This window comes from Caulobacter sp. Root487D2Y, from assembly GCF_001427165.1.
Classification (GTDB): Bacteria; Pseudomonadota; Alphaproteobacteria; order Caulobacterales; family Caulobacteraceae; genus Caulobacter.
The window spans coordinates 504,255-522,963 of the sequence record NZ_LMFD01000010.1; the positions used below are offsets into that span (position 1 = coordinate 504,255).

20 protein-coding genes are annotated in these 18,709 nt (G+C 68.1%); 10 read left to right on the forward strand and 10 right to left on the reverse strand.

Annotation, left to right across the window (positions count from 1 at the left end; genetic code table 11):
- Positions 1-29: 29 nt before the first annotated feature.
- The 7 genes from ASD38_RS12235 to ASD38_RS12265 all read right to left on the reverse strand — a co-directional run bounded on the left by ASD38_RS12235 (position 30) and on the right by ASD38_RS12265 (position 6,078).
- Positions 30-917 carry a F0F1 ATP synthase subunit gamma gene (locus ASD38_RS12235; protein ID WP_056460346.1) on the reverse strand — a complete coding sequence of 296 codons (888 nt, stop codon included), beginning with the start codon at positions 915-917 and terminating at the stop codon, positions 30-32.
- 7 nt (positions 918-924) lie between these two features.
- A complete protein-coding gene (locus ASD38_RS12240; protein ID WP_056460348.1) occupies positions 925-1,554 on the reverse strand; it encodes a pseudaminic acid biosynthesis-associated methylase in 630 nt (209 codons plus the stop codon).
- A gap of 8 nt (positions 1,555-1,562) precedes the next feature.
- Entirely contained in the window at positions 1,563-3,095 is a 1,533-nt protein-coding gene (atpA, locus tag ASD38_RS12245) for a F0F1 ATP synthase subunit alpha (RefSeq protein WP_056440131.1), read from the reverse strand.
- 47 nt (positions 3,096-3,142) lie between these two features.
- Positions 3,143-3,697 (reverse strand): F0F1 ATP synthase subunit delta, encoded by a 555-nt coding sequence (locus ASD38_RS12250; RefSeq protein ID WP_056440129.1) that lies wholly within the window; start codon positions 3,695-3,697, stop codon positions 3,143-3,145.
- Between the two features lie 212 nt (positions 3,698-3,909).
- Entirely contained in the window at positions 3,910-4,146 is a 237-nt protein-coding gene (locus ASD38_RS12255) for an acyl-CoA thioesterase domain-containing protein (protein WP_056460350.1), read from the reverse strand.
- Positions 4,147-4,317: 171 nt separating this feature from the next.
- Entirely contained in the window at positions 4,318-4,653 is a 336-nt protein-coding gene (locus tag ASD38_RS12260) for a CC_3452 family protein (protein WP_056440126.1), read from the reverse strand.
- A gap of 219 nt (positions 4,654-4,872) precedes the next feature.
- Positions 4,873-6,078 (reverse strand): FAD-dependent oxidoreductase, encoded by a 1,206-nt coding sequence (locus ASD38_RS12265; RefSeq protein ID WP_056460352.1) that lies wholly within the window; start codon positions 6,076-6,078, stop codon positions 4,873-4,875.
- A 218-nt stretch (positions 6,079-6,296) separates the two neighbouring features.
- Here ASD38_RS12265 and ASD38_RS12270 point away from each other — a divergent pair, with 218 nt between their 5' ends.
- The 5 genes from ASD38_RS12270 to ASD38_RS12290 all read left to right on the forward strand — a co-directional run bounded on the left by ASD38_RS12270 (position 6,297) and on the right by ASD38_RS12290 (position 10,542).
- A complete protein-coding gene (locus tag ASD38_RS12270; protein WP_056440122.1) occupies positions 6,297-7,595 on the forward strand; it encodes an acyl-CoA dehydrogenase family protein in 1,299 nt (432 codons plus the stop codon).
- A gap of 193 nt (positions 7,596-7,788) precedes the next feature.
- A complete protein-coding gene (locus ASD38_RS12275; RefSeq protein WP_156390729.1) occupies positions 7,789-8,448 on the forward strand; it encodes a LemA family protein in 660 nt (219 codons plus the stop codon).
- Between the two features lie 156 nt (positions 8,449-8,604).
- Complete coding sequence (locus tag ASD38_RS12280) at positions 8,605-9,384, forward strand: TPM domain-containing protein (protein WP_156390683.1); 780 nt, start codon at positions 8,605-8,607, stop codon at positions 9,382-9,384.
- Entirely contained in the window at positions 9,384-10,079 is a 696-nt protein-coding gene (locus tag ASD38_RS12285; protein WP_056440117.1) for a TPM domain-containing protein, read from the forward strand. The genes ASD38_RS12280 and ASD38_RS12285 overlap by 1 nt, the downstream gene beginning before the upstream one ends.
- A 52-nt stretch (positions 10,080-10,131) precedes the next feature.
- Positions 10,132-10,542, forward strand: coding sequence for a YybH family protein (locus ASD38_RS12290; protein WP_056460361.1), 411 nt, complete (start codon positions 10,132-10,134; stop codon positions 10,540-10,542).
- Between the two features lie 90 nt (positions 10,543-10,632).
- On the opposite strand, the gene ASD38_RS12295 is transcribed toward ASD38_RS12290, so the two are convergent.
- The gene (locus tag ASD38_RS12295) at positions 10,633-13,020 is read right to left on the reverse strand and encodes a TonB-dependent receptor (protein ID WP_056460363.1); all 2,388 of its coding nucleotides are present in this window, start codon (positions 13,018-13,020) and stop codon (positions 10,633-10,635) included.
- Positions 13,021-13,354: 334 nt separating this feature from the next.
- Here ASD38_RS12295 and ASD38_RS12300 point away from each other — a divergent pair, with 334 nt between their 5' ends.
- Both ASD38_RS12300 and ASD38_RS24895 read left to right on the forward strand, forming a co-directional pair.
- Complete coding sequence (locus tag ASD38_RS12300) at positions 13,355-14,542, forward strand: acetyl-CoA C-acyltransferase (protein WP_056460364.1); 1,188 nt, start codon at positions 13,355-13,357, stop codon at positions 14,540-14,542.
- 248 nt (positions 14,543-14,790) lie between these two features.
- Entirely contained in the window at positions 14,791-14,925 is a 135-nt protein-coding gene (locus ASD38_RS24895; RefSeq protein WP_268760966.1) for a hypothetical protein, read from the forward strand.
- Here ASD38_RS24895 and ASD38_RS12305 read toward each other — a convergent pair.
- Positions 14,922-15,449, reverse strand: coding sequence for an HPP family protein (locus tag ASD38_RS12305; RefSeq protein ID WP_235523827.1), 528 nt, complete (start codon positions 15,447-15,449; stop codon positions 14,922-14,924). The two genes, ASD38_RS24895 and ASD38_RS12305, sit on opposite strands and share 4 nt — an antisense overlap.
- Positions 15,450-15,643: 194 nt before the next feature.
- Here ASD38_RS12305 and ASD38_RS24310 point away from each other — a divergent pair, with 194 nt between their 5' ends.
- A complete protein-coding gene (locus ASD38_RS24310; RefSeq protein ID WP_200946006.1) occupies positions 15,644-15,784 on the forward strand; it encodes a hypothetical protein in 141 nt (46 codons plus the stop codon).
- Between the two features lie 123 nt (positions 15,785-15,907).
- Here the strand turns inward: ASD38_RS24310 and ASD38_RS12310 are convergent, their stop codons facing one another.
- A complete protein-coding gene (locus ASD38_RS12310) occupies positions 15,908-16,381 on the reverse strand; it encodes a COG3650 family protein (RefSeq protein ID WP_235523828.1) in 474 nt (157 codons plus the stop codon).
- A gap of 46 nt (positions 16,382-16,427) precedes the next feature.
- Here ASD38_RS12310 and ASD38_RS12315 point away from each other — a divergent pair, with 46 nt between their 5' ends.
- Positions 16,428-17,555 carry a DNA cytosine methyltransferase gene (locus ASD38_RS12315; protein WP_056460365.1) on the forward strand — a complete coding sequence of 376 codons (1,128 nt, stop codon included), beginning with the start codon at positions 16,428-16,430 and terminating at the stop codon, positions 17,553-17,555.
- Between the two features lie 148 nt (positions 17,556-17,703).
- A complete protein-coding gene (gene cysK, locus ASD38_RS12320; protein WP_056440105.1) occupies positions 17,704-18,690 on the forward strand; it encodes a cysteine synthase A in 987 nt (328 codons plus the stop codon).
- Positions 18,691-18,709: the final 19 nt, after the last annotated feature.

The following is an 18,709-nucleotide window of genomic DNA, read 5'->3' on the forward strand; positions in this document are numbered from 1 at the left end:
CTGCGGGCGTTTTATGGTGAGGTTCAGGATCAGACGGCTTCGGCGCCGGAGATGATCTCGATCAGCTCCTTGGTGATCTGGGCCTGACGTGAGCGGTTATATTCGAGGGTGTAGCGTTTGATCATGTCGCCGGCGTTGCGCGTGGCGTTGTCCATCGCCGTCATCTGGCTGGCGTAGAAGCCGGCCATGTTGTCGAGCAGGGCCGACAGGATCTGGACCGTCAGGTTGCGCGGCAGCAGGGTCTCGAGGATGGCCTCTTCCGAGGGCTCGTACTCGTAGACCGCCTGGGCGCCGCCTTGGGCCGCGGCCGGGGCGCCGCCGCCGTCGACCGTCGCCGGGATCAGCTGCAGCGCGGTCGGGATCTGCTGAACCACCGACTTGAAGCGGCTGTAGAACAGGGTGACCACGTCGACGTCGCCGGCTTCGTAGAGCTGGGTGACGACGTCGGCGATCGGCTGGGCGACCGTCAGGGTGAACTGGCGATAGGCCGACAGGTCGAAGTTCTCGACGATGCGGTCGCTGTAGAGGCGGCGCAGCTGGGCGGTCGACTTCTTGCCGATGCAAATGATCTTCACGTCCTTGCCCTCGCGGACCAGGCTGTCGATCCTCTCGCGCGCGGCGCGGACGATCGACGAGGTGAAGCCGCCGGCCAGGCCGCGGTCGGCGGCGGCGACGATGATCAGGTGACGATCGTCGCGGCCGGTGCCGGCCAGCATCGCGGGCGCGCCGTCGCCGGACACGCCGGCCGCCAGGTTGGCGATCACCGCCGCCAGACGCCGGGCGTAAGGACGGGCGGCCTCGGCCGCGTCCTGGCTCCGGCGCAGCTTCGCGGCCGCCACCATCTGCATCGCCTTCGTGATCTTCTGCGTCGCCTTGACGCTTGCGATCCGATTGCGCATTTCCTTTAGGCTTGCCATCCGCCTATCAGACCTTCCTAAACAACCACCAGGTGCTGTCGTCCATCACGGTCGTTCTTCTCCAGAAGAACCCGTAATCGACCAACTGCAGATCTGGGAACATATCCATGTAGAGCGAGCCAAAATCGTTCTTGAACAGAAGATCTTGTTCGCCACGGTAGGTAATCGTTTCGGCCTTCGGCGAAAAATACTCGGAGCAGAAGACGTACTTGGAAGCCACGCGGTGCACTTCGCGCATCGTCGCCTCCAGCTGGCTGGGATCGACGTGGATCAGGACGCCGGCCGTGAAGGCCATGTCCACCGCGCCGTCGGCCAGCGGGATGCTGTGACCGAAACCCTCGAACAACCGCTCGGTCGGCAGGACGCCGTTCTCGACCAACTTCGCTCGAGCTGAAGCATTGGGCTCGATGGCCCATTGCTCCATGTCCGACAGCGCCTGAATGCCCAGCAGGTTGAGGCCCACGTTCGGGCCGACCTCCAGGACGCTCTTGGGCATGTCGCCGGTCATGCGTCGAAGAACCTCGCCCCAAACCCGCGCGCGGCCGCGAACAGCCTCGGCGCTGGCGCCGCTACGTTGCGTGTAGCGGTCGCCAAATTCGCCGGACCATGCGTCCAAGGATTTGGGTGCGTTGGCCATCGATCGCCTTAGGCGAAGGTCGCCGAGAAGCTGTCGAGCACGCTCTTCAGCGTGTTCTCCAGATCCTTGTCGAGGGCCTTCTTGGTGCGAATGTTGTCCAGCAGGTCCTTGTGCTGGCTGTGCAGACGGGCCAGCAGCTCGCTTTCGAAGCGGCGGACGCTGCTGGTCGGGATGCCGTCCAGATAGCCGCGGGTGCCGGCGTAGATCACGCAGACCTGCTCTTCGACGGCTTGCGGCGCGTATTGCGGCTGCTTCAGCAGCTCGGTCAGGCGCTCGCCGCGGGCCAGCAGCTTCTGGGTCGAGGCGTCCAGGTCCGAGCCGAACTTGGCGAAGGCGGCCATTTCGCGATACTGGGCGAGCTCGCCCTTAATCGCGCCGGCGACTTGCTTCATGGCCTTGATCTGGGCCGACGAACCGACGCGCGACACCGAGATGCCGACGTTCACGGCCGGGCGGATGCCCTGGTAGAACAGGTCGGTTTCCAGGAAGATCTGGCCGTCGGTGATCGAGATCACGTTGGTCGGGATGTAGGCCGACACGTCGTTGGCCTGGGTTTCGATGATCGGCAGAGCCGTCAGCGAGCCCGAACCGTTGTCTTCGTTCAGCTTGGCGGCGCGTTCCAGCAGGCGCGAGTGCAGATAGAAGACGTCGCCCGGATAGGCTTCGCGGCCCGGCGGGCGGCGCAGCAGCAGCGACATCTGGCGATAGGCGACGGCCTGCTTGGAAAGGTCGTCATAGATGATCAGGCCGTGCAGGCCGTTGTCGCGGAACCACTCGCCCATGGCGCAGCCCGAGAACGGAGCCAGGTACTGCAGCGGGGCCGGCTCGGAGGCCGAGGCCACGACGACGATGGTGTATTCTAGGGCGCCGTGCTCTTCGAGCGTCTTGACGATCTGGGCGACGGTCGAACGCTTCTGGCCGATGGCGACATAGACGCAGTAGAGCTTGGCGCTCTCGTCCTTGCCGGCGTTGGCGGCCTTCTGGTTCAGGATGGTGTCGATGGCGACGGCGGTCTTGCCGGTCTGACGGTCACCGATGATCAGCTCGCGCTGGCCGCGGCCGACGGGGATCAGGGTGTCGATCGACTTCAGGCCGGTCTGCACGGGCTCGTGCACCGACTTGCGCGGAATGATGCCCGGCGCCTTGACGTCGACGCGGCGACGCTCGGTCGAGACGATCGGGCCCTTGCCGTCGATCGGCTCGCCCAGCGGGTTGACGACGCGGCCCAGCAGACCGCGGCCGACCGGAACGTCGACGATCTCGCCGAGACGACGGACTTCGTCGCCTTCCTTGATGGCCTGGTCCTGGCCGAAGATCACGGCGCCGACGTTGTCGCGCTCGAGGTTCAGGGCCATGCCCTTCACGCCGGCCTTCGGGAACTCGACCATTTCGCCGGCCTGGACGTTGTCCAAGCCGTAGATGCGGGCGATGCCGTCACCGACGGACAGCACCTGACCGACGTCCGAGACGGCGGCTTCTTCGCCGAAATTGGCGATCTGCGACTTGAGGATGGCCGAAATCTCGGCGGCGCGGATGTCCATGGCTGTCTTGGGCTCTCTGCGTTTTATCTTTGAGGCGGCTTATACGCTTAGGCGCGCTTCAGGGCGAATTTCAGGGAATCGAGCTTCGAACGGAGCGAAGCGTCGAACAGGCGGGAACCGACACGCACCTTGATGCCGCCCAGGATGGACGGATCGACGCGGGTCGAGATTTCGGGGGTCTTGCCCAGGGCCGAGGCCACGGCGGCCGAGACGCCCTTCAGTTGGGCGGCGCTCAGGGCGCTGGCGGTCACCACCTCGGCGGTGACGACGCCGCGATGCTGGGCCGACATTTCGATGAAGGCGGTGATGGCGCCCATCAGGTCGCCGGAGCGGCCGTTGCTGGCCACCAGGCCCAGGAACTTGGCGGTGAGCAGCTGGAAGCCGGCCTTGACGGCGACGGCGGTCAGGCCCTTGGCCTTGTCCTCGGCGCTGAAGGCCGGGCTATCGAGCAGGCGGCGCAGGTCGGTGCTGGCGGCGACCATGGCGCGAAGCGATTTGAGATCGGCTTCGACCTTGGTCAGCTGGTTATTTTCGATCGTCAGTTCGAACAGGGACTGCGCATAGCGCTGTCCCGCATCCGTCGCCTTGGTTTCGTCCGCCACTTGTTCCGCCCGGTGCGTTGCAATCGCCGCGGACAAGAAGTTTAACTCTCATCCCGGCTTAAAGGCTTGAACGCGCTCTAGAAAAGCGCAAGGAGGGCGGGCGCTCTCGCGCCGCCCCGTCCGAAGCCGCGTGCCTGATAACACGCGTCCTTCGCAGTCGCAACCGAGGCCGATGCGTAAGGTTTGCCGGGGTTTTGCGAAAACCGTGGCCGCTAGGTCGGGCTGACCCTGCGGAACACGGCCGAGGCCGCCGCGACCATCGCGCCGTCCGTCGTTCGGGCCTCGGCCTGGGCGAAGACCAGGCTGCGGGTCGAACGCTCGATCCAGGCCTTGGCGGCAACGGGTTCGGCGACCGGACCGTAGTCGACGGTCATCGAGGTGGGTTCGGCGTCGGGCCCGGCGATCTCGCGCAGGGCGGCTTCCAGCAGGGCGGCGGTCGAGGAGGTCATGGAAGGTCCCTTAGTCCGAACCCCGCCCAACAATAAAGGGGGCCCCATGATAATGGGGACCAAGAAAAAAGGCGGCGGGACCGGCCCGCCGCCCCATCAGGCGAATGTTCGAGGAAACAGCCGGACGGGGCGGGGGAGCCCCAAAAGCGTCCGGGTACTGAAAGGGCGCGCCTACTTCGCGGCCGTTTGCACGCCGGCCTTGGCCGAGGCGTTGCAGCGGGTCAGGTCGTCGGCGTCGAGCGACTTGGCGTCGCCGCCGAAGGCGGCCACGGGGCCCACTTCCTTGGCGAGCGCCTTGCAGGCCACGGCGGTCAGGGCCCGCGACGGGGCGGCGGTCGAGACGCACTCGGCGCCGTCGCAGATGAAGACCGCGCCGCCGGCGACGACCTTGGTCTTGGCGGCGACCGGGTTTTCCAGGGCGACCGCGATGCGGCCGTCGGCGAAGGCCGAGCCGGCGAACAGAGAGACGGACAGGGCGGCGACAGCCGCCAGGGATTGGAGCTTCATGGAAAGCCCTCCAGCGAATTCAGGGAGTGGGAATGATCGATGATCGGCGAAAAGCTGTACTGGTCGTTCAAACCCGGGGGATGTTCAGCATCGGTATCCCCACCGATGCTTCGGGTCAGAACTAAGCACTGCTTAGATATCAGCGTTCAGAATTATCGCAAGCGAAAAGTATTTCGCATGAGCATTTTTTAATGAAACGCTTGTTTCAGGCGACGGTTGTCAGCCCCCGCTGGACGCCCTGGCGTAGAGTCCGGCGATCGTCGCCACCGCGTTCTCCGCCTCCGCCCGGTCCGGCTGCTCGACGTCGACGCCGTAGCCCCACATGTCGCTGTCGCCCACCTGCTGCACGACGATGCCGTCGGGCCGCGGCAGGACCGAGACATGCTTGTAATAGAGTCCGTAGCGAACCTCGGGCTGCGGGGCCAGCCAGGCGATCTGGCCGCGCACCGGGGTGATGGTTTCGTCCTTCCACAACGCCCGCGCGCCATAGCCGGTGCAGTTGACCACCACCGGCTCGCTCAGCCGCGCCAGGTCGGCCGGGGTGTCGAAGGTCATGGCCACGATCTTGCCGCCCTCGGCCAGGAAGTCGCTGGTCAGCATGTGGGCCAGGTCGGTGACGTTGAACTGCATCGAGGTCCCATGCCGCACCCGGCTCACGGGAAACGGATGCGAGCCGGCGGGCAGGTCCTGGAAGCCGGGCACGATGTCGTGCAGGCGATCGCCGTATTCCGCGAAGTGGATCGCTCCGGCGGGATGGGAGCCGCGCGGACCGCCGCCCGCGCCGTCGAACAGGGTGTAGCGGTCGCTCCACGACACCGGCTCGCCGGGCAGGCCCAGCAGGGTCTGGTAGGTGGCGTAGGAAGAGCGGGCCATCTCCTCCCACAGGGCTGGAAAGCCGGGCGCGACCTTGTCGGCGTCGGCGACGCGCGAGTCCGGCGACCAGGTGCCGGTGGCGCGGAACGAGCGCGTCTGGGGCGTGCGCTCCTTGGCGTAGATCGTCACCTTGGCGCCGGCCCGCTGCAGCAGCAGGGCCGAGGTCAGGCCCAGGGCGCCGCAGCCGATCACCGCCACCGCCTTGGTTCCGCCCTCCAGCGCCTTGCCGGCGGCGATGGTGCTGGAGCCCCACGACAGCGACCAGCCGCTGCCGCCGTGGCCGTAGTTGTGCACCACCCGCTTGTCGCCGACGGTTTCGACGTCGAGGCGGGGCCCCGCGGCGCGAAACGGCCGCAGGCAGACGGTGATCTTGGTGATGCGGTCGGCGCTCATCCGCAGCGGGGCGAGCGGCGGGACCACGAAGGCCGGACGGGATGGCGCGATCAGGCCGGAGGCTCCCCCCTGGGTCACGCATCCGGCCAGGCTGGTCGCGCTCAGACCGCCCAGTCCCGCCAGCACGGCGCGGCGGTTGCTCAGTCTCGTCTCGCCCACGCGCGTTCCTCCGGGTCATGATCGCCTCGGGACCCTAGCGGTCCGAGCTCCGCCGCGCCAAGCCATGGCCGCGACGGGATCGGAGACGCGTCCGCCCTGCCCGCCTGGAAGGCAGGCTGGGCCCGCGTTCCGTCACGTCAGACTTGGCGAGGCCGAAGGGCGGTCCATATTCGCCTGAGACGAGCCCGAACGGGGCCAGCCATAGGGAGAACGCGGCCATGGATTTCAACCTGCCGCCGGAACTGACGGCCTATCTGGCGACGCTCGACGCGTTCATCGCCGACCAGATCGCGCCGCTGCAGGCCGAGCACGACAACGAGCGCTTCTTCGACCACCGCCGCGAATGGGCCCGCACCGACTGGGACGGCGGCGGCCTGCCGCGCCGCGAGTGGGAGGAACTGCTGGCCAAGGCCCGGGGCATCGCCGACGCCGCCGGCCACTACCGCTTCGCCCTTCCTAAAGAGTACGGCGGCCAGGACGGCTCCAACCTCTGGATGGCGGTGATCCGCGAGCACCTGGCGGCCAAGGGCCTGGGCCTGTTCAACGACCTGCAGAACGAGCACTCGATCGTCGGCAACAATCCGTTCGTGCTGATGATCCGCGACTTCGGCCGGCCCGATCAGCAGCACCTGATCCCCGACATGCTGGACCGTCACGCCTTCCGCCCGACCTTTGGCCTGACCGAGCCCAACCACGGCTCGGACGCCACCTTCATGGAGACCCGGGCGGTGCGCGCGGAGCACCACGGCCAGAGCGGCTGGCGGATCGACGGCGAGAAGATGTGGACGACGGGCATGCACGCGGCCACCCACTGCGCCCTGTTCGCCCGCACCAGCGGCGAGGACGGCTCGGCCAGGGGGATCACCTGCTTCCTGGTGCCCGCCCACGCGCCCGGCGTGAAGATCGAGGAGTATCTCTGGACCTTCAACATGCCCACCGACCACCCCCGGGTCAGCTTCACGGGGGTGTGGGTTCCGGACGAGGCGATGTTCGGGCCGGAGGGCGGCGGCCTGGCCCTGGCCCAGCACTTCGTGCACGAGAACCGCATCCGCCAGGCGGCGTCGAGCCTCGGCGCGGCGACCTTCTGCATCGAGGAAAGCATCAGGTACGCGCGGACGCGCAAGCCGTTCGGCAAGGCCCTGGCCGAGAACCAGGCCATCCAGTTCCCGATCGTCGAGCTGTCGACCCAGGCCGAGATGCTGCGCCTGCTGATCCGCAAGACCGCCTGGGAGATGGACCAGATGACCAAGCCGGAGGTCGAGAAGCGGCTCTCCGACAAGGTGTCGATGTGCAACTACTGGTCCAACCGCCTGGTCTGCGAGGCCGCCGACCGGGCCATGCAGATCCATGGCGGCCTGGGCTATTCGCGCCACAAGCCGTTCGAGCACATCTATCGCCACCACCGCCGCTATCGGATCACCGAAGGCAGCGAGGAGATCCAGATCCGCAAGGTGGCGGCCTGGCTGTTCGGCTACATGGGTCCGCGCAAGGCGGCGTTCGCGGCGGAAGAGGCCTGACTCGCGCTGGACTTGGGACCGGACAAGGGCCCCGACCACACCTCTGCCGTTTCCGGGATGACAAACGCGCGCATTGCGCGAAAATGCAAGCTCAGGTCGTCACCGCGTTTGCATCGGCGGGACGCTCCTCGCTAGTGTGCGTCCACCCATAGAACCACCCGCCGTCAGAACGATCCACCGGATCCAATCAGGCCTGAAGGGACTCCTCATGCGGATGCTCAGAACCCTCACCCGTCTCGCCCCCGTTATCGCCGTGAGCCTGTTCCTGGCCGGCTGCGGCATCAACACCATCCCCACCCAGGACGAGGCGACCAAGACAGCCTGGGCCGAGGTGCAGAACCAGTATCAGCGGCGGTCCGACCTGATCCCCAACCTGGTGGCGACGGTGAAGGGCTACGCGGCCCAGGAGAAGGGCGTGCTGGTCGAGGTCACCCAGGCCCGGGCCAGCGCCACCCAGGTCAAGGTCGACGCCTCGACCATCACCGACCCGGCCCAGTTCCAGCAGTACGCCGCCGCCCAGGACAAGCTGTCGGGCGTGTTGGGTCGGCTGATGATGATCCAGGAGAGCTATCCGGAGCTGAAGTCGAACCAGAACTTCCTGGCCCTGCAGAGCCAGTTGGAAGGCACCGAGAACCGGATCTCGATCGCCCGGCGCGACTACAACAACACCGCCCAGGTCTACAACACCACGCTGCGGACCTTCCCCAGCATCATCTGGGCCAAGACGCTGTACGGCTCGCAGAAGCCGGCCCAGCTGTTCCAGGCCACGGCCAACGCCCAGTCGGCGCCCAGCATCGACTTCAGCGCCCCGCCGGCCCCGGCGGCGAACACCCAGCCCGGCCCGGCGAACTAGGTGGGCGCGACCGCTCTTTCCCTTCTCCTCCCCCGCGAGGCGGGGGAGGTGGCGCGTCGCCATCGGCGACGTGACGGAGGGGGCGCTCCGGTCACCGCACGACGCCCCCTCCGTCATGTCGCGTATCCGCGCCATGCCACCTCCCCCGTTTCACGGGTGAGGAGTTGGCTGCTCGCGGCGTTCATCCTGCTCTTCGCCACCCCCGCCCTGGCCGCCGCCCCCGCCTTCCCGGCCCTGACCGGCCGGGTGGTCGACAACGCCAACATCCTGTCGCCCCAGGTCGAGGCCGAGCTGACGACCAAGCTGGAGAACCTGGAGAAGACCACCGGCCGCCAGCTGGTGGTGGCCACCGTGCCCGACCTGCAGGGCTACGAGATCGAGGACTACGGCTACCAGCTGGGCCGCACCTGGGGCATCGGCCAGAAGGGGACCAACACCGGCGCCCTGCTGATCGTCGCCCCGACCGAGCGCAAGGTGCGCCTGGAGGTCGGCTACGGCCTGGAGCCGATTCTGACCGACGCCCTGTCCAGCCTGATCATCCAGACGACCGTGCTGCCGAAGTTCAAGGCCGGCGACCTCGAAGGCGGGGTCACGGCCGGGACCGACGCGGTCATCGCGCAGCTGGCCCTGCCCGACGAGGAGGCCAAGGCCAAGGCGGCCCAAGCGTTCAAGGTCTCGCAGGAGGCCGATCGCAACACCGGCCCCTCGCCGATCCTGGCCTTGCTGATCCTGTTCGTCGTCATCGTGGTGCTGAGCCAGATGTTCGGACGTCGCGGGCGGCGGGGCGGCGGCGGACTGGGCTCGGCCCTGCCCTGGATCATCCTGAACGGGATGCTCAGCGGCGGCGGCGGCCGCCACGGGGGCGGCGGCGGAGGGGGCGGCTTCTCCGGCGGCGGCGGCTCGTTCGGCGGCGGCGGATCTTCAGGGAGCTGGTGATGAAAAGCCTTTCGCAAGCCGACCAGGACCGCATCGCCAAGGCCGTGGCCGACGCCGAGAAGACCACCGCCGGCGAGATCTATTGCGTGCTAGCCCCCGAGGTCGGCGACGACCGCTCGGTTCCGCTGATCTGGGCGGCCAGCGCGGCGCTGCTGGTCCCGGCCCTGGCCCTGCTGGCCGGCTTCCGGCCCGAGATGCTGAGCCGGCTGTTCGGCGGCTGGAGCATCGGCCACGCCGCCGCCCAGGACGTCGCCATCCTCTCGGCCCTGCTGACCTATGTCGGCCTGCAGGCGGCGATCTTCGCCGTCGTCGCCGCCCTGGTCTGGATCCCCGCCGTGCGCCGAGGGCTGATCCCCGGCGCCGTCAAGACGGCCCGGGTGCGCCAGGCGGCCCTGGATTATTTCCTGGCCAAGGATCTGCACACGACCCGCCACCGCACCGGCGTGCTGATCTTCGCCGCCCTGGCCGAGCACCGGGTCGAGGTGATCGCCGACGAGGGCATCCACGCCGCCGCGCCCAAGGCGGTCTGGGACGAGGTGGTGGCCGACATGGTGGCCGGACTGAAGAACGGCCGCATCGCCGACGGCTTCGTGGCCGCCATCGCCCGGACCGGGGCCATCCTCGCCGCCCACGTCCCGCCGCGCCCCGACGACGCCAACGAACTGCCCGACGGCCTGACCGTGCTGCCGCGCTGAAACAAACCTCCAGCGCCGTCGCGCGTTCTCGGCGGGTGATCAGGAGGTTTCGATGACCGATCAAGACGACTTCACCGCCTTCCTCGACCAGCGTCGGAAGGTCGCGCGGGCCTATGTCAACGGCGACGCCGACCCGCTGACCGAGATCGCCGCCCAAGCCAATCCGGCCACCTTCTTCCCGCCCGGCGGCGGGTGCGAGCAGGGCGCCGGCCACGTCACCGCCGTCAACGTCCGCGGCGCCCGAAGCATGGCGGCCGGCGGCGAGACGACGCTGGAGATCCTGCACAGCCAGGCCAGCGGCGACCTGGCCTACTGGACCGGCCTGCAACACGCGTCCGTCCGCTTCGTGGGAAAGGACGAACCGGCGCGGATGAGCCTGCGCGTCACCGAGATCTTCCGGCGCGAGGACCGCGACTGGAAGATGATCCACCGGCACGCCGATTTCCTGTCAGAGCCCAAGTAGGATCGGGGACACGCCCTTGCGGCGTGTCCCCAAAAACAAGCGCCGCGGCTGAAATGGGGACACGCCGCGAGGGCATGTCCCCGGCTCCACTTAGAACGACTTGCGGATCGTCAGACCGGCGGTGCGGGGCTGGCCGATCGTGTAGCCCAGTCGGGCCCGGCCGCCGCGCTCGCGGTCGAACGACAACAGCGGGTTCTCGTCGAAGGCGTTGTTGACATAGGCGATCAGGTCCAGCCCGTTGTCCATCTGCAGGCCGGCGCTGAAGTTGACGATGTCGTAGCTGGGCAGTTGCAGGTCCAGCACGGTGGCGTCGTTGCCCGAGGCCCCGCCGAACGGCAGGCCCGAGACGAAGGAGCGCGGGTTGTTCTCCTGGTCGCTGGCCTGGGTGTAGCGGTCGCCGACATGCTGGTATGAGGCGGTGACATAGCCGTCCATCGTGTCGGTCAGGGTCCGCGTATAGGTGGCGTTGATCGAGATCTGGAACTTGGGCACCGAGGGCAGGCGGTTGCCTTCGCGGATGCCGCCGATCACCGTCCCTGTTCCGTCGCGCACCGTGGAGTCGAACTCGGCCTCCAGCAGGCTGCCCGAGACGCTGAGGTCGAAACCGGGCGCCAGGCGGGCCGACAGCTCGCCCTCGATCCCCTTGGTGTGGGCCTTGGGCACGTTGAACACCACGCGCGACGAGCACGAGCCGGCGTCCAGCGTCGTCTGCAGGTTCTTGATGTCGGTGTAGAACACCGCGCCGTTGAAGGTGACGCCGCCGAACCGCGACTTCACCCCGCCCTCGTAGTTCCACAGCGTCTCGTCGTCATACGACTGGAAGCCGCCGAAGATCGCCGCGTCCTGCGGCGAGCACAGCGGCAGGTTCAGCGGGTCGTTGACCCCGCCCAGCCGGAAGCCCTTGGAGGCCTGGGCGTTGAAGGTCAGGGCCGGGGTGGCCTTGTAGCTGAGCAGCAGGCGGGGGGTGAAGCCGTCGGACGAGGTGTTGTCGACCTGGTCGTCGCCGTTGGCGAACAGGCCGCCGGAGGTGAAACGGCGCTCCTCGTTGAAGTCGTAATAGCGTCCGCCGGCCGTCACGGTCAGCTTTTGATACTCGTAGCTGGCCTCGCCGAAGACCGCCTTCTGCTCGATGTCGTAGGGCAGCGAGGCGTTGTAGGGCGAGTTGAGCGGGAAGCCGTTGGCCACGGCCGCCGAGGTGCCTGCCCCCAGGGTCGCGTCGGTATAGGCGTCGTAGCCGGGCGTCGGCAGCCGCTGGTTATAGACCCGGTCGACCTTCGAATAGAACGCGCCGACCAGCCACTGGAACGGGCTGTCGTTGTCCGAGCTCAGGCGCAGTTCCTGGGTGAACTGCTCGAGGTCCGTGGTGTCGACCAGCTTGGACGGCAGGGTGACGGCCGCGTCCGGGAAGCCCAGGTCCACCGACACGCTGCCGGTCAGGGCGCTGGCGTCGCGATTCACGTCGATCTTGCGGTCGATATAGCTGGTGACCGAGGTCAGCTCGACGGCGTCGAAGCCGAACGAGGCGGTCAGGTCGCCCAGGAAGGTCTTGTCGCCGAAGCTCTCGTCCAGCAGCAGGTACTGCTCGCGCTCGCCCATCGTGATGGCCGGACGGGTGGTGGTGAACGGGTTGGCGAACAGGTTGAACGCCTCCTGGCGGTTGAAGCCGCCGGCGTGGATCTCCTGATAGACTAGGCGCGGCGTGATGCTGATGGCGTCGGTCGGCTGGAACAGCAGCGAGACCCGGCCGCCGCGGCGATAGCCGTCGTTGACGTTGTTCTTGCGCGTGCCGCCCTCGCCCAGGGCGTCGACGAAGCCGGCGTACTGGGTGTCGTAGCCGACCACCCGCAGGGCCGCCTTGTCCGACAGCGGCAGGTTGACCGCGCCCTTGATGTAGCCGCCGACGTCGCTGCTTTGCAGCACGTTGAAGTTGGCCTCGACCACGCCCTCCTGGGCGCCCAGCTTGGGCTGGTTGGTGATGTAGCGGATGGTGCCGCCGACCGAGCCGGAGCCGAACAGCGTGCCCTGCGGGCCGCGCAGGGTCTCGACGCGGTTCAGGTCGAACAGGTCGACGTCGGGCGTGAACAGCGACAGCGAGATCACCGACTCGTCGAGATAGACCCCGACCTGCTCCTTGACGCCCGGCTGGTCGCGGACCACCTGGCCGGCCGAGACGCCGCGCACCGACACCTGGCTCTGGCCCGGGCCGAGGTTCTGGATCGTCAGGCTGGCGACGTTGCGCGACAGGTCCTCAAGCGTCACCGCGCCCGACTTCTGGATGTCGGCCTCGGTCTGGGCGTTGATCGAGAACGGCACGTCCAGGATCGTCGCGTCGCGCTTGGTGGCGGTGACGATCAGTTCCTCGACGGTGTTGGACTGTTGGGCGAAGCCGACCGCCGGCAGGGCGATCGACGCCGCCAAGGCGGTCGCGGCCAGCAAGGCGTGCCGACGATGGATTGAGCCAAGGGTCGTGGGGCGCATGAATTCCTCCCGCTTATGTTTTTTAGCGGCCATTGATTATAGTTATTGGCCACAACCTAAGCGTTCTTGCTCGAATCAATGAAAGTCAACGCGAAACTAAACCGTGGCGCGGATGCACGGATCTTTCCGAGGACGAGTGGATTACGGGCAACAATGTCCCGAGTTCTCTTCGTGACAGCGTAACGCAATGGTCAAGCTCTAAAGCTTTGCCTGGCGAATGTTACCGCTATCACGACCTGATCTGCTTTACGTGCGCGTGACCTTTCGCGGAGGGAAATCCCGGTCTAGGGTGGCCGCCAATTCAAACTAACGTTTTAAAGGGGAGTGCGCCCAAATGCGCGAAGCGGTCATCGTCTCTTACGCCCGGACCGGCCTGGCCAAGTCCGTCCGCGGCGGGTTCAACAACACCCACGGCGCGGCCATGGCCGGCCACGCCATCCAGCACGCCGTGTCGCGCGCCGGCCTCGAAGGCGGCGAAGTCGAAGACGTGGCCCTGGGCTGCGGCGGCCCCGAGGGCGCCACCGGCATGAACGTCGCCCGCAACGCCGCCATGTGGGCCGGCCTGCCGATCACCGTCTCGGGCCAGACCATCAACCGCTTCTGCTCGTCGGGCCTGCAGGCCATCGCCACCGCGGCCAACTATGTCCGCAACGACGGCGCCAATGTCGCCATCGGCGGCGGCGTCGAGTCGATCTCCCTGGTGAACGCCGGCGGCCACATGAACCGCTTCCACATCACCGAGGAAAAGCTGCTCAAGACCCATCCGGCCCTGTGGATGGCGATGATCGACACCGCCGACATCGTGGCCAAGCGCTACAACGTCAGCCGCGAATACCAGGACGAGTATTCGCTGCGCAGCCAGCAGCGGATCGCCGCCGCCCAGGCCGCCGGCCTGTTTGACAACGAGATCGTGCCGATGGCCACCAAGATGAAGGTGGTCAACAAGGAGACCAAGGAAGAGAGCCTGGTCGACTACGTGGTCTCCAAGGACGAATGCAATCGTCCGGAGACCACCCTTGAGGGCCTGGCCAAGCTGGAGCCCGTCAAAGGCCCGGGCAACTTCGTCACCGCCGGCAACGCCAGCCAGCTGTCGGACGGCGCCGCCGCCGTGGTGATCATGGACGCCAAGGAAGCCGCCCGCCGCAACCTCGAGCCGCTGGGCCTGTTCAAGGGCTTCGCCGTCGCCGGCTGCGAGCCCGACGAGATGGGCATCGGCCCGGTCTTCGCCGTGCCGCGCCTGCTGGAACGCCACGGCCTGAAGGTCGACGACATCGACCTGTGGGAGCTGAACGAGGCCTTCGCCTCGCAGTGCCTCTACAGCCGCGACCGCCTGGGCATCGATCCGGAGAAGTACAACGTCAACGGCGGCTCGATCGCCATCGGCCACCCGTTCGGCATGACCGGCGCCCGCTGCGCCGGCCACCTGCTGCTGGAAGGCAAGCGCCGCAAGGCCAAGCTGGGCGTGGTGACCATGTGCATCGGCGGCGGCATGGGCGCGGCGGGTCTGTTCGAGATCTTCTGACAGCAGCTGGGGACAGGCGCATGCGCCTGTCCCCATCCACCGCGCGGATTAAGTCGAAACTTACTTGCCAAGCCGCTGAATTCTTCACGAATTCAGCGGCTTGATGCGTTATCGTTCTGGTTGCGGACCGCCCGAAGGTTGCGCCGAATTAATGATGAGCCCGGTTGATCCCCCGCGGAACGCCGTTATTTAAGCCGTCCGGAACACGGCCTCCCCCACCAGCGCGCCGCCAGACAAAGATCAAGACCATGGCCGCCAAGGCCCTCTTCCCCCTCGCCGCCGTCCTGTCGGTCGTCATCGGCCTGCTGCTGCCCGTCCCCGGCGCCGGGCGTCAGGACCTCGACGCGCGCGGCCATTACGAGCTGATGGACGTCGGAAACTAAGGCTCGCGCTCGGGTTCCGGCCGGGGAACGACCCGGTCGGTCAGCTTTCGCCAGACGAACGAAAACCCAGCCAGCAGCATCGCGCCCAGCAGGATCACGCTGAACAGGTAGCCGATCTTCAAGCCCAGATTCACCACCAGGAAGGCGTCGACCGCCGCCGGCGGGTGGAAGACCTTCAGCCGCAGCATGGCGATCACCGCCAGCCCCACCGCGACCGCCGCCAGGGTCGGCGAGGAGCCGCCGACCAGCAGGACCAGATAGCCGGCCAGGGCCGCGGTCAGGTGTCCGCCGATCAGGGCCTTGGGCTTGGCCGGCTCGGAGCGCGGCGCGCCCATCACCAGGGCGATCGAGGTGATGAAGGGGATCTGCCAATAGGGGATCGCCGTCAGCCGCGAGGCCAGGACCAGGGCCCCGACGCAGAACGCGGCGCCGAGCCCGGCGAAGGCCATCCATCCGGCGACGGGGTTGCGAAGGAAGCGGCGCGCGCCCCGCGCTCCGGCTTGCAGCGTCTCTTCGGCGGTCACGTCCCCTCCCCCCAAGGTCCAGCTGAAGCGCCAGCATGGTTCGCGCGCGGGGCCGGATTCGGCAAGGTCGAGAACGGTGATCAACGAATTTCAGGGATGCGGGACGGCGCCCTCTTGAACGCCCACGAACCGCAACCATCTTTGTTGCTGATCAGCCGCTCCTCGGCGGAGATCGTTCAACAGGACCCGCCGTCATGGCCGCCCCCGTCAAGGCCCTCTTCGCCCTCGCCACCGTCGCCGCCGTCTCGATCGGCCTGCTGCTGCCCGTCCCCGGCGCCGTGCGCCAGAACCTCGACGCGCGCGGCCATTACGAGCTGATGGACGTGGGGAACTAGCGACCTGTCATCCCGGACAAGCGCGCAGCGCGAAGATCCGGGACCGCCGCAAGCGCGGCGCTCACGCGTCGGTCCCGGCTCTTCGCTACGCTACGGCCGGGATGACAAAGCATTGTTGGAATTTTACGGCCTCGGCTGGGCGTCCAGCTCGGCTGGCCGCGCCGCGCAGCCCTTCAGCACCTGGCCGTTGATCGTCACCTCGGCGCGATAGCCGTACCGCCGGTCCGACATGCCGTCCGAGCAGGGCTCGGGCCGCAGCTTGAACACCAGACCGCCCACGCCCCAGACGCCGGCGTCGCCCTCGAGCCGGACGCCGGTGTTGGCCGCGCCGACGTCCGGCTGGCCGGCCCGCGACAGCGTCAGGCCGTCGTCCTGGATCCGCCCGCCCCAGAACGGCTCGGTCCCGACCAGCCGGAAGTCGCCGGAGAAGTCCGGTCCCGGCGGGGCCGAGGCCGGGGCGTCGGCCGGGGCGGTCGAGGCCCCCTCGGACGCGCCCATCGGCGCCTCGCCGCAACCGGCGAGCATCAGGATCAGGCCCAGGGTCGGGCCCAGGGTCAGGCCCAGGGTCGGGCAAAGAGCGGCGGCGGGACGAAGCATGGCGGCGCTATCCTCGGATGGGCGGCTCACGCTAGACTCCCGCGCGATGAATCGGAACGCCCCTCCCGTCTTCTACGAGTTCTTCGCCGGCGGCGGCATGGCGCGCCTCGGCCTGGGCGAGGCCTGGACCTGCGCCTTCGCCAACGACTTCGACCCGGTCAAGGCCGCGACCTATCGCGACAACCACCAAGACGCCGCGTCTCACTTCCACCAGGGCGACGTCTGGAAGATCGCTCCCGCCGACCTGCCCGGACAGGCGGATCTGGCCTGGGCCTCCAGCCCCTGCCAGGACTTCAGCCTGGCCGGGGCCCGGGCCGGCCTGCAAGGCGGCCGGTCCTCGGCCTTCTTCGGCTTCTGGAAGCTGATGGAGGCCTTGTCCGCCGAAGGCCGCGGCCCCGACACGGTGGTGGTCGAGAACGTCGTGGGTCTGCTGACCTCGCACGGCGGCGCCGATTTCACCGCCCTGTGCCGCGCCCTGGCCGGCCAGGGCTACCGCTTCGGCGCCCTGGAGATCGACGCCGCCCGCTTTGTCCCGCAGTCGCGGCCCCGAGTGTTCGTGATCGCCACGCGCCTGCCGGTCGACGGCCTGACGGGGACCAGCCCGTTCCAGACCCGCGCCGTGCGCGAGGCCCACGCGCGCCTGCCCGCCGAGCTGGCGGCTGCCTGGACCTGGTGGGGCCTGCCCGCCCCGCCGGCCAGAAACACCGATCTGGCCGCCCTGCTCGAACCCGACGACCAGATGACCTGGCGGACGGACGAGGCGACGACGACCCTGCTGGACATGATGGCCCCCGCCCACCGCGCCGCCGTCGAGGCCCGCGTCCAGAGCGGCGAGCGGGCGGTCGGCGCGGTCTTCCGGCGGATGCGCAGCGGCGAGCAGCGGGCGGAGATCCGCTTCGACGGCCTGGCCGGCTGCCTGCGCACCCCGCGCGGCGGCTCCTCGCGCCAGACCCTGCTGGTGATCGACGACGGCAAGGTCCGCTCGCGCTTGCTCAGCCCCCGCGAGGGCGCTCGGCTGATGGGTCTGCCCGAGGCCTATCGTCTGCCCGGGAGCGCCACCGCCGGCCTGCATGTGATCGGCGACGGGGTGGCCGCGCCGGTGGTGCGCTGGCTGTCGGAGCGGCTTCTGACTCCGCTCGCCCTCAGGAAATCTGCGCCGCTCGCCGCCGAATGAGCCGCTGACACGCCAAAACCCACGGCCTAAGGTGGATTAGACTCGGAAGCGCGATAGCCGAAAGTGGTTGCCGGTTTCGGCGGTTATCGCGCTTCCCGAACTAACCCCCCTTTTGGGGGCCGACCAATCCAGCCAAGCGAGACTTCCCATGGACGACGCCTCCTCGATCTACGACGCCGCGCGGTTCAAGCGCGCCGGGCGCGGCAAGATCTTCGACTCGATCCTCGACACGGTCGGCGACACGCCGCTGGTCCGCCTGCCCAACCTGACCGCCGAACTGAAGCCCAAGGGCACGGTCGTGGCCAAGCTGGAGTTCTTCAACCCGCTGGCCTCGGTCAAGGACCGCATCGGCGTGGCGATGATCGAATATCTGGAGGCCAAGGGCCTGCTGAAGCCGGGCGGCGTGATCGTCGAGCCGACCAGCGGCAACACCGGCATCGCCCTGGCCTTCGTGGCCGCCGCCAAGGGCTACAAGCTGACCCTGGTCATGCCCGAGAGCATGTCGATCGAGCGTCGCAAGATGCTGCTGCTGCTGGGCGCCAAGCTGGAGCTGACCCCGGCCGAGAAGGGCATGCGCGGCGCCGTCGCCCGGGCCCAGGAGATCATCGACGCCACGCCCGGCGCGGTGATGCCCCAGCAGTTCGAGAACACCGCCAACCCGCTGATCCACCGCGTCTCGACGGCCGAGGAGATCTGGAACGACACCGCCGGCGCCGTGGACGCCGTGGTCTCGGGCGTCGGCACCGGCGGCACCATCTCGGGCGTCGGCCAGGTGCTGAAGGCCCGCAAGCCGTCGGTGAAGATGGTCGCGGTCGAGCCGGAGGCCTCGGCCGTGCTGTCGGGCGGCGCGCCGGGCCCGCACAAGATCCAGGGCATCGGGGCCGGCTTCGTGCCGGGCATCCTCGATCGCGGGGTGATCGACGAGATCATCCAGGTGTCGAACGACGACAGCTTCGCCATGGCCCGAAAGGCGGCCTCGACCGAGGGCCTACCGGTCGGCATCAGCTCGGGCGCGGCCCTGACCGCGGCCTTCGACCTGGCCATGCGCGACGACTACGCCGGCAAGCTGATCGTGGCGATCATCCCCAGCTTCGCCGAGCGCTATCTGTCGACGGCGCTGTTCGAAGGGCTCTGATCCCGACCTGCTCCCCTTT

Coding starts and splice junctions, on each gene's coding strand:
- ASD38_RS12235 (WP_056460346.1), bottom strand. CDS start 917: ATGGCAAGCCTAAAGGAAATGCGCAATCGGATCGCAAGCGTCAAGGCG.
- ASD38_RS12240 (WP_056460348.1), bottom strand. CDS start 1,554: ATGGCCAACGCACCCAAATCCTTGGACGCATGGTCCGGCGAATTTGGC.
- atpA (WP_056440131.1), bottom strand. CDS start 3,095: ATGGACATCCGCGCCGCCGAGATTTCGGCCATCCTCAAGTCGCAGATC.
- ASD38_RS12255 (WP_056460350.1), bottom strand. CDS start 4,146: ATGACCTCCTCGACCGCCGCCCTGCTGGAAGCCGCCCTGCGCGAGATC.
- ASD38_RS12260 (WP_056440126.1), bottom strand. CDS start 4,653: ATGAAGCTCCAATCCCTGGCGGCTGTCGCCGCCCTGTCCGTCTCTCTG.
- ASD38_RS12270 (WP_056440122.1), top strand. CDS start 6,297: ATGGATTTCAACCTGCCGCCGGAACTGACGGCCTATCTGGCGACGCTC.
- ASD38_RS12285 (WP_056440117.1), top strand. CDS start 9,384: ATGAAAAGCCTTTCGCAAGCCGACCAGGACCGCATCGCCAAGGCCGTG.
- ASD38_RS12290 (WP_056460361.1), top strand. CDS start 10,132: ATGACCGATCAAGACGACTTCACCGCCTTCCTCGACCAGCGTCGGAAG.
- ASD38_RS12295 (WP_056460363.1), bottom strand. CDS start 13,020: ATGCGCCCCACGACCCTTGGCTCAATCCATCGTCGGCACGCCTTGCTG.
- ASD38_RS12300 (WP_056460364.1), top strand. CDS start 13,355: ATGCGCGAAGCGGTCATCGTCTCTTACGCCCGGACCGGCCTGGCCAAG.
- ASD38_RS24895 (WP_268760966.1), top strand. CDS start 14,791: ATGGCCGCCAAGGCCCTCTTCCCCCTCGCCGCCGTCCTGTCGGTCGTC.
- ASD38_RS24310 (WP_200946006.1), top strand. CDS start 15,644: ATGGCCGCCCCCGTCAAGGCCCTCTTCGCCCTCGCCACCGTCGCCGCC.
- ASD38_RS12310 (WP_235523828.1), bottom strand. CDS start 16,381: ATGCTTCGTCCCGCCGCCGCTCTTTGCCCGACCCTGGGCCTGACCCTG.
- ASD38_RS12315 (WP_056460365.1), top strand. CDS start 16,428: ATGAATCGGAACGCCCCTCCCGTCTTCTACGAGTTCTTCGCCGGCGGC.
- cysK (WP_056440105.1), top strand. CDS start 17,704: ATGGACGACGCCTCCTCGATCTACGACGCCGCGCGGTTCAAGCGCGCC.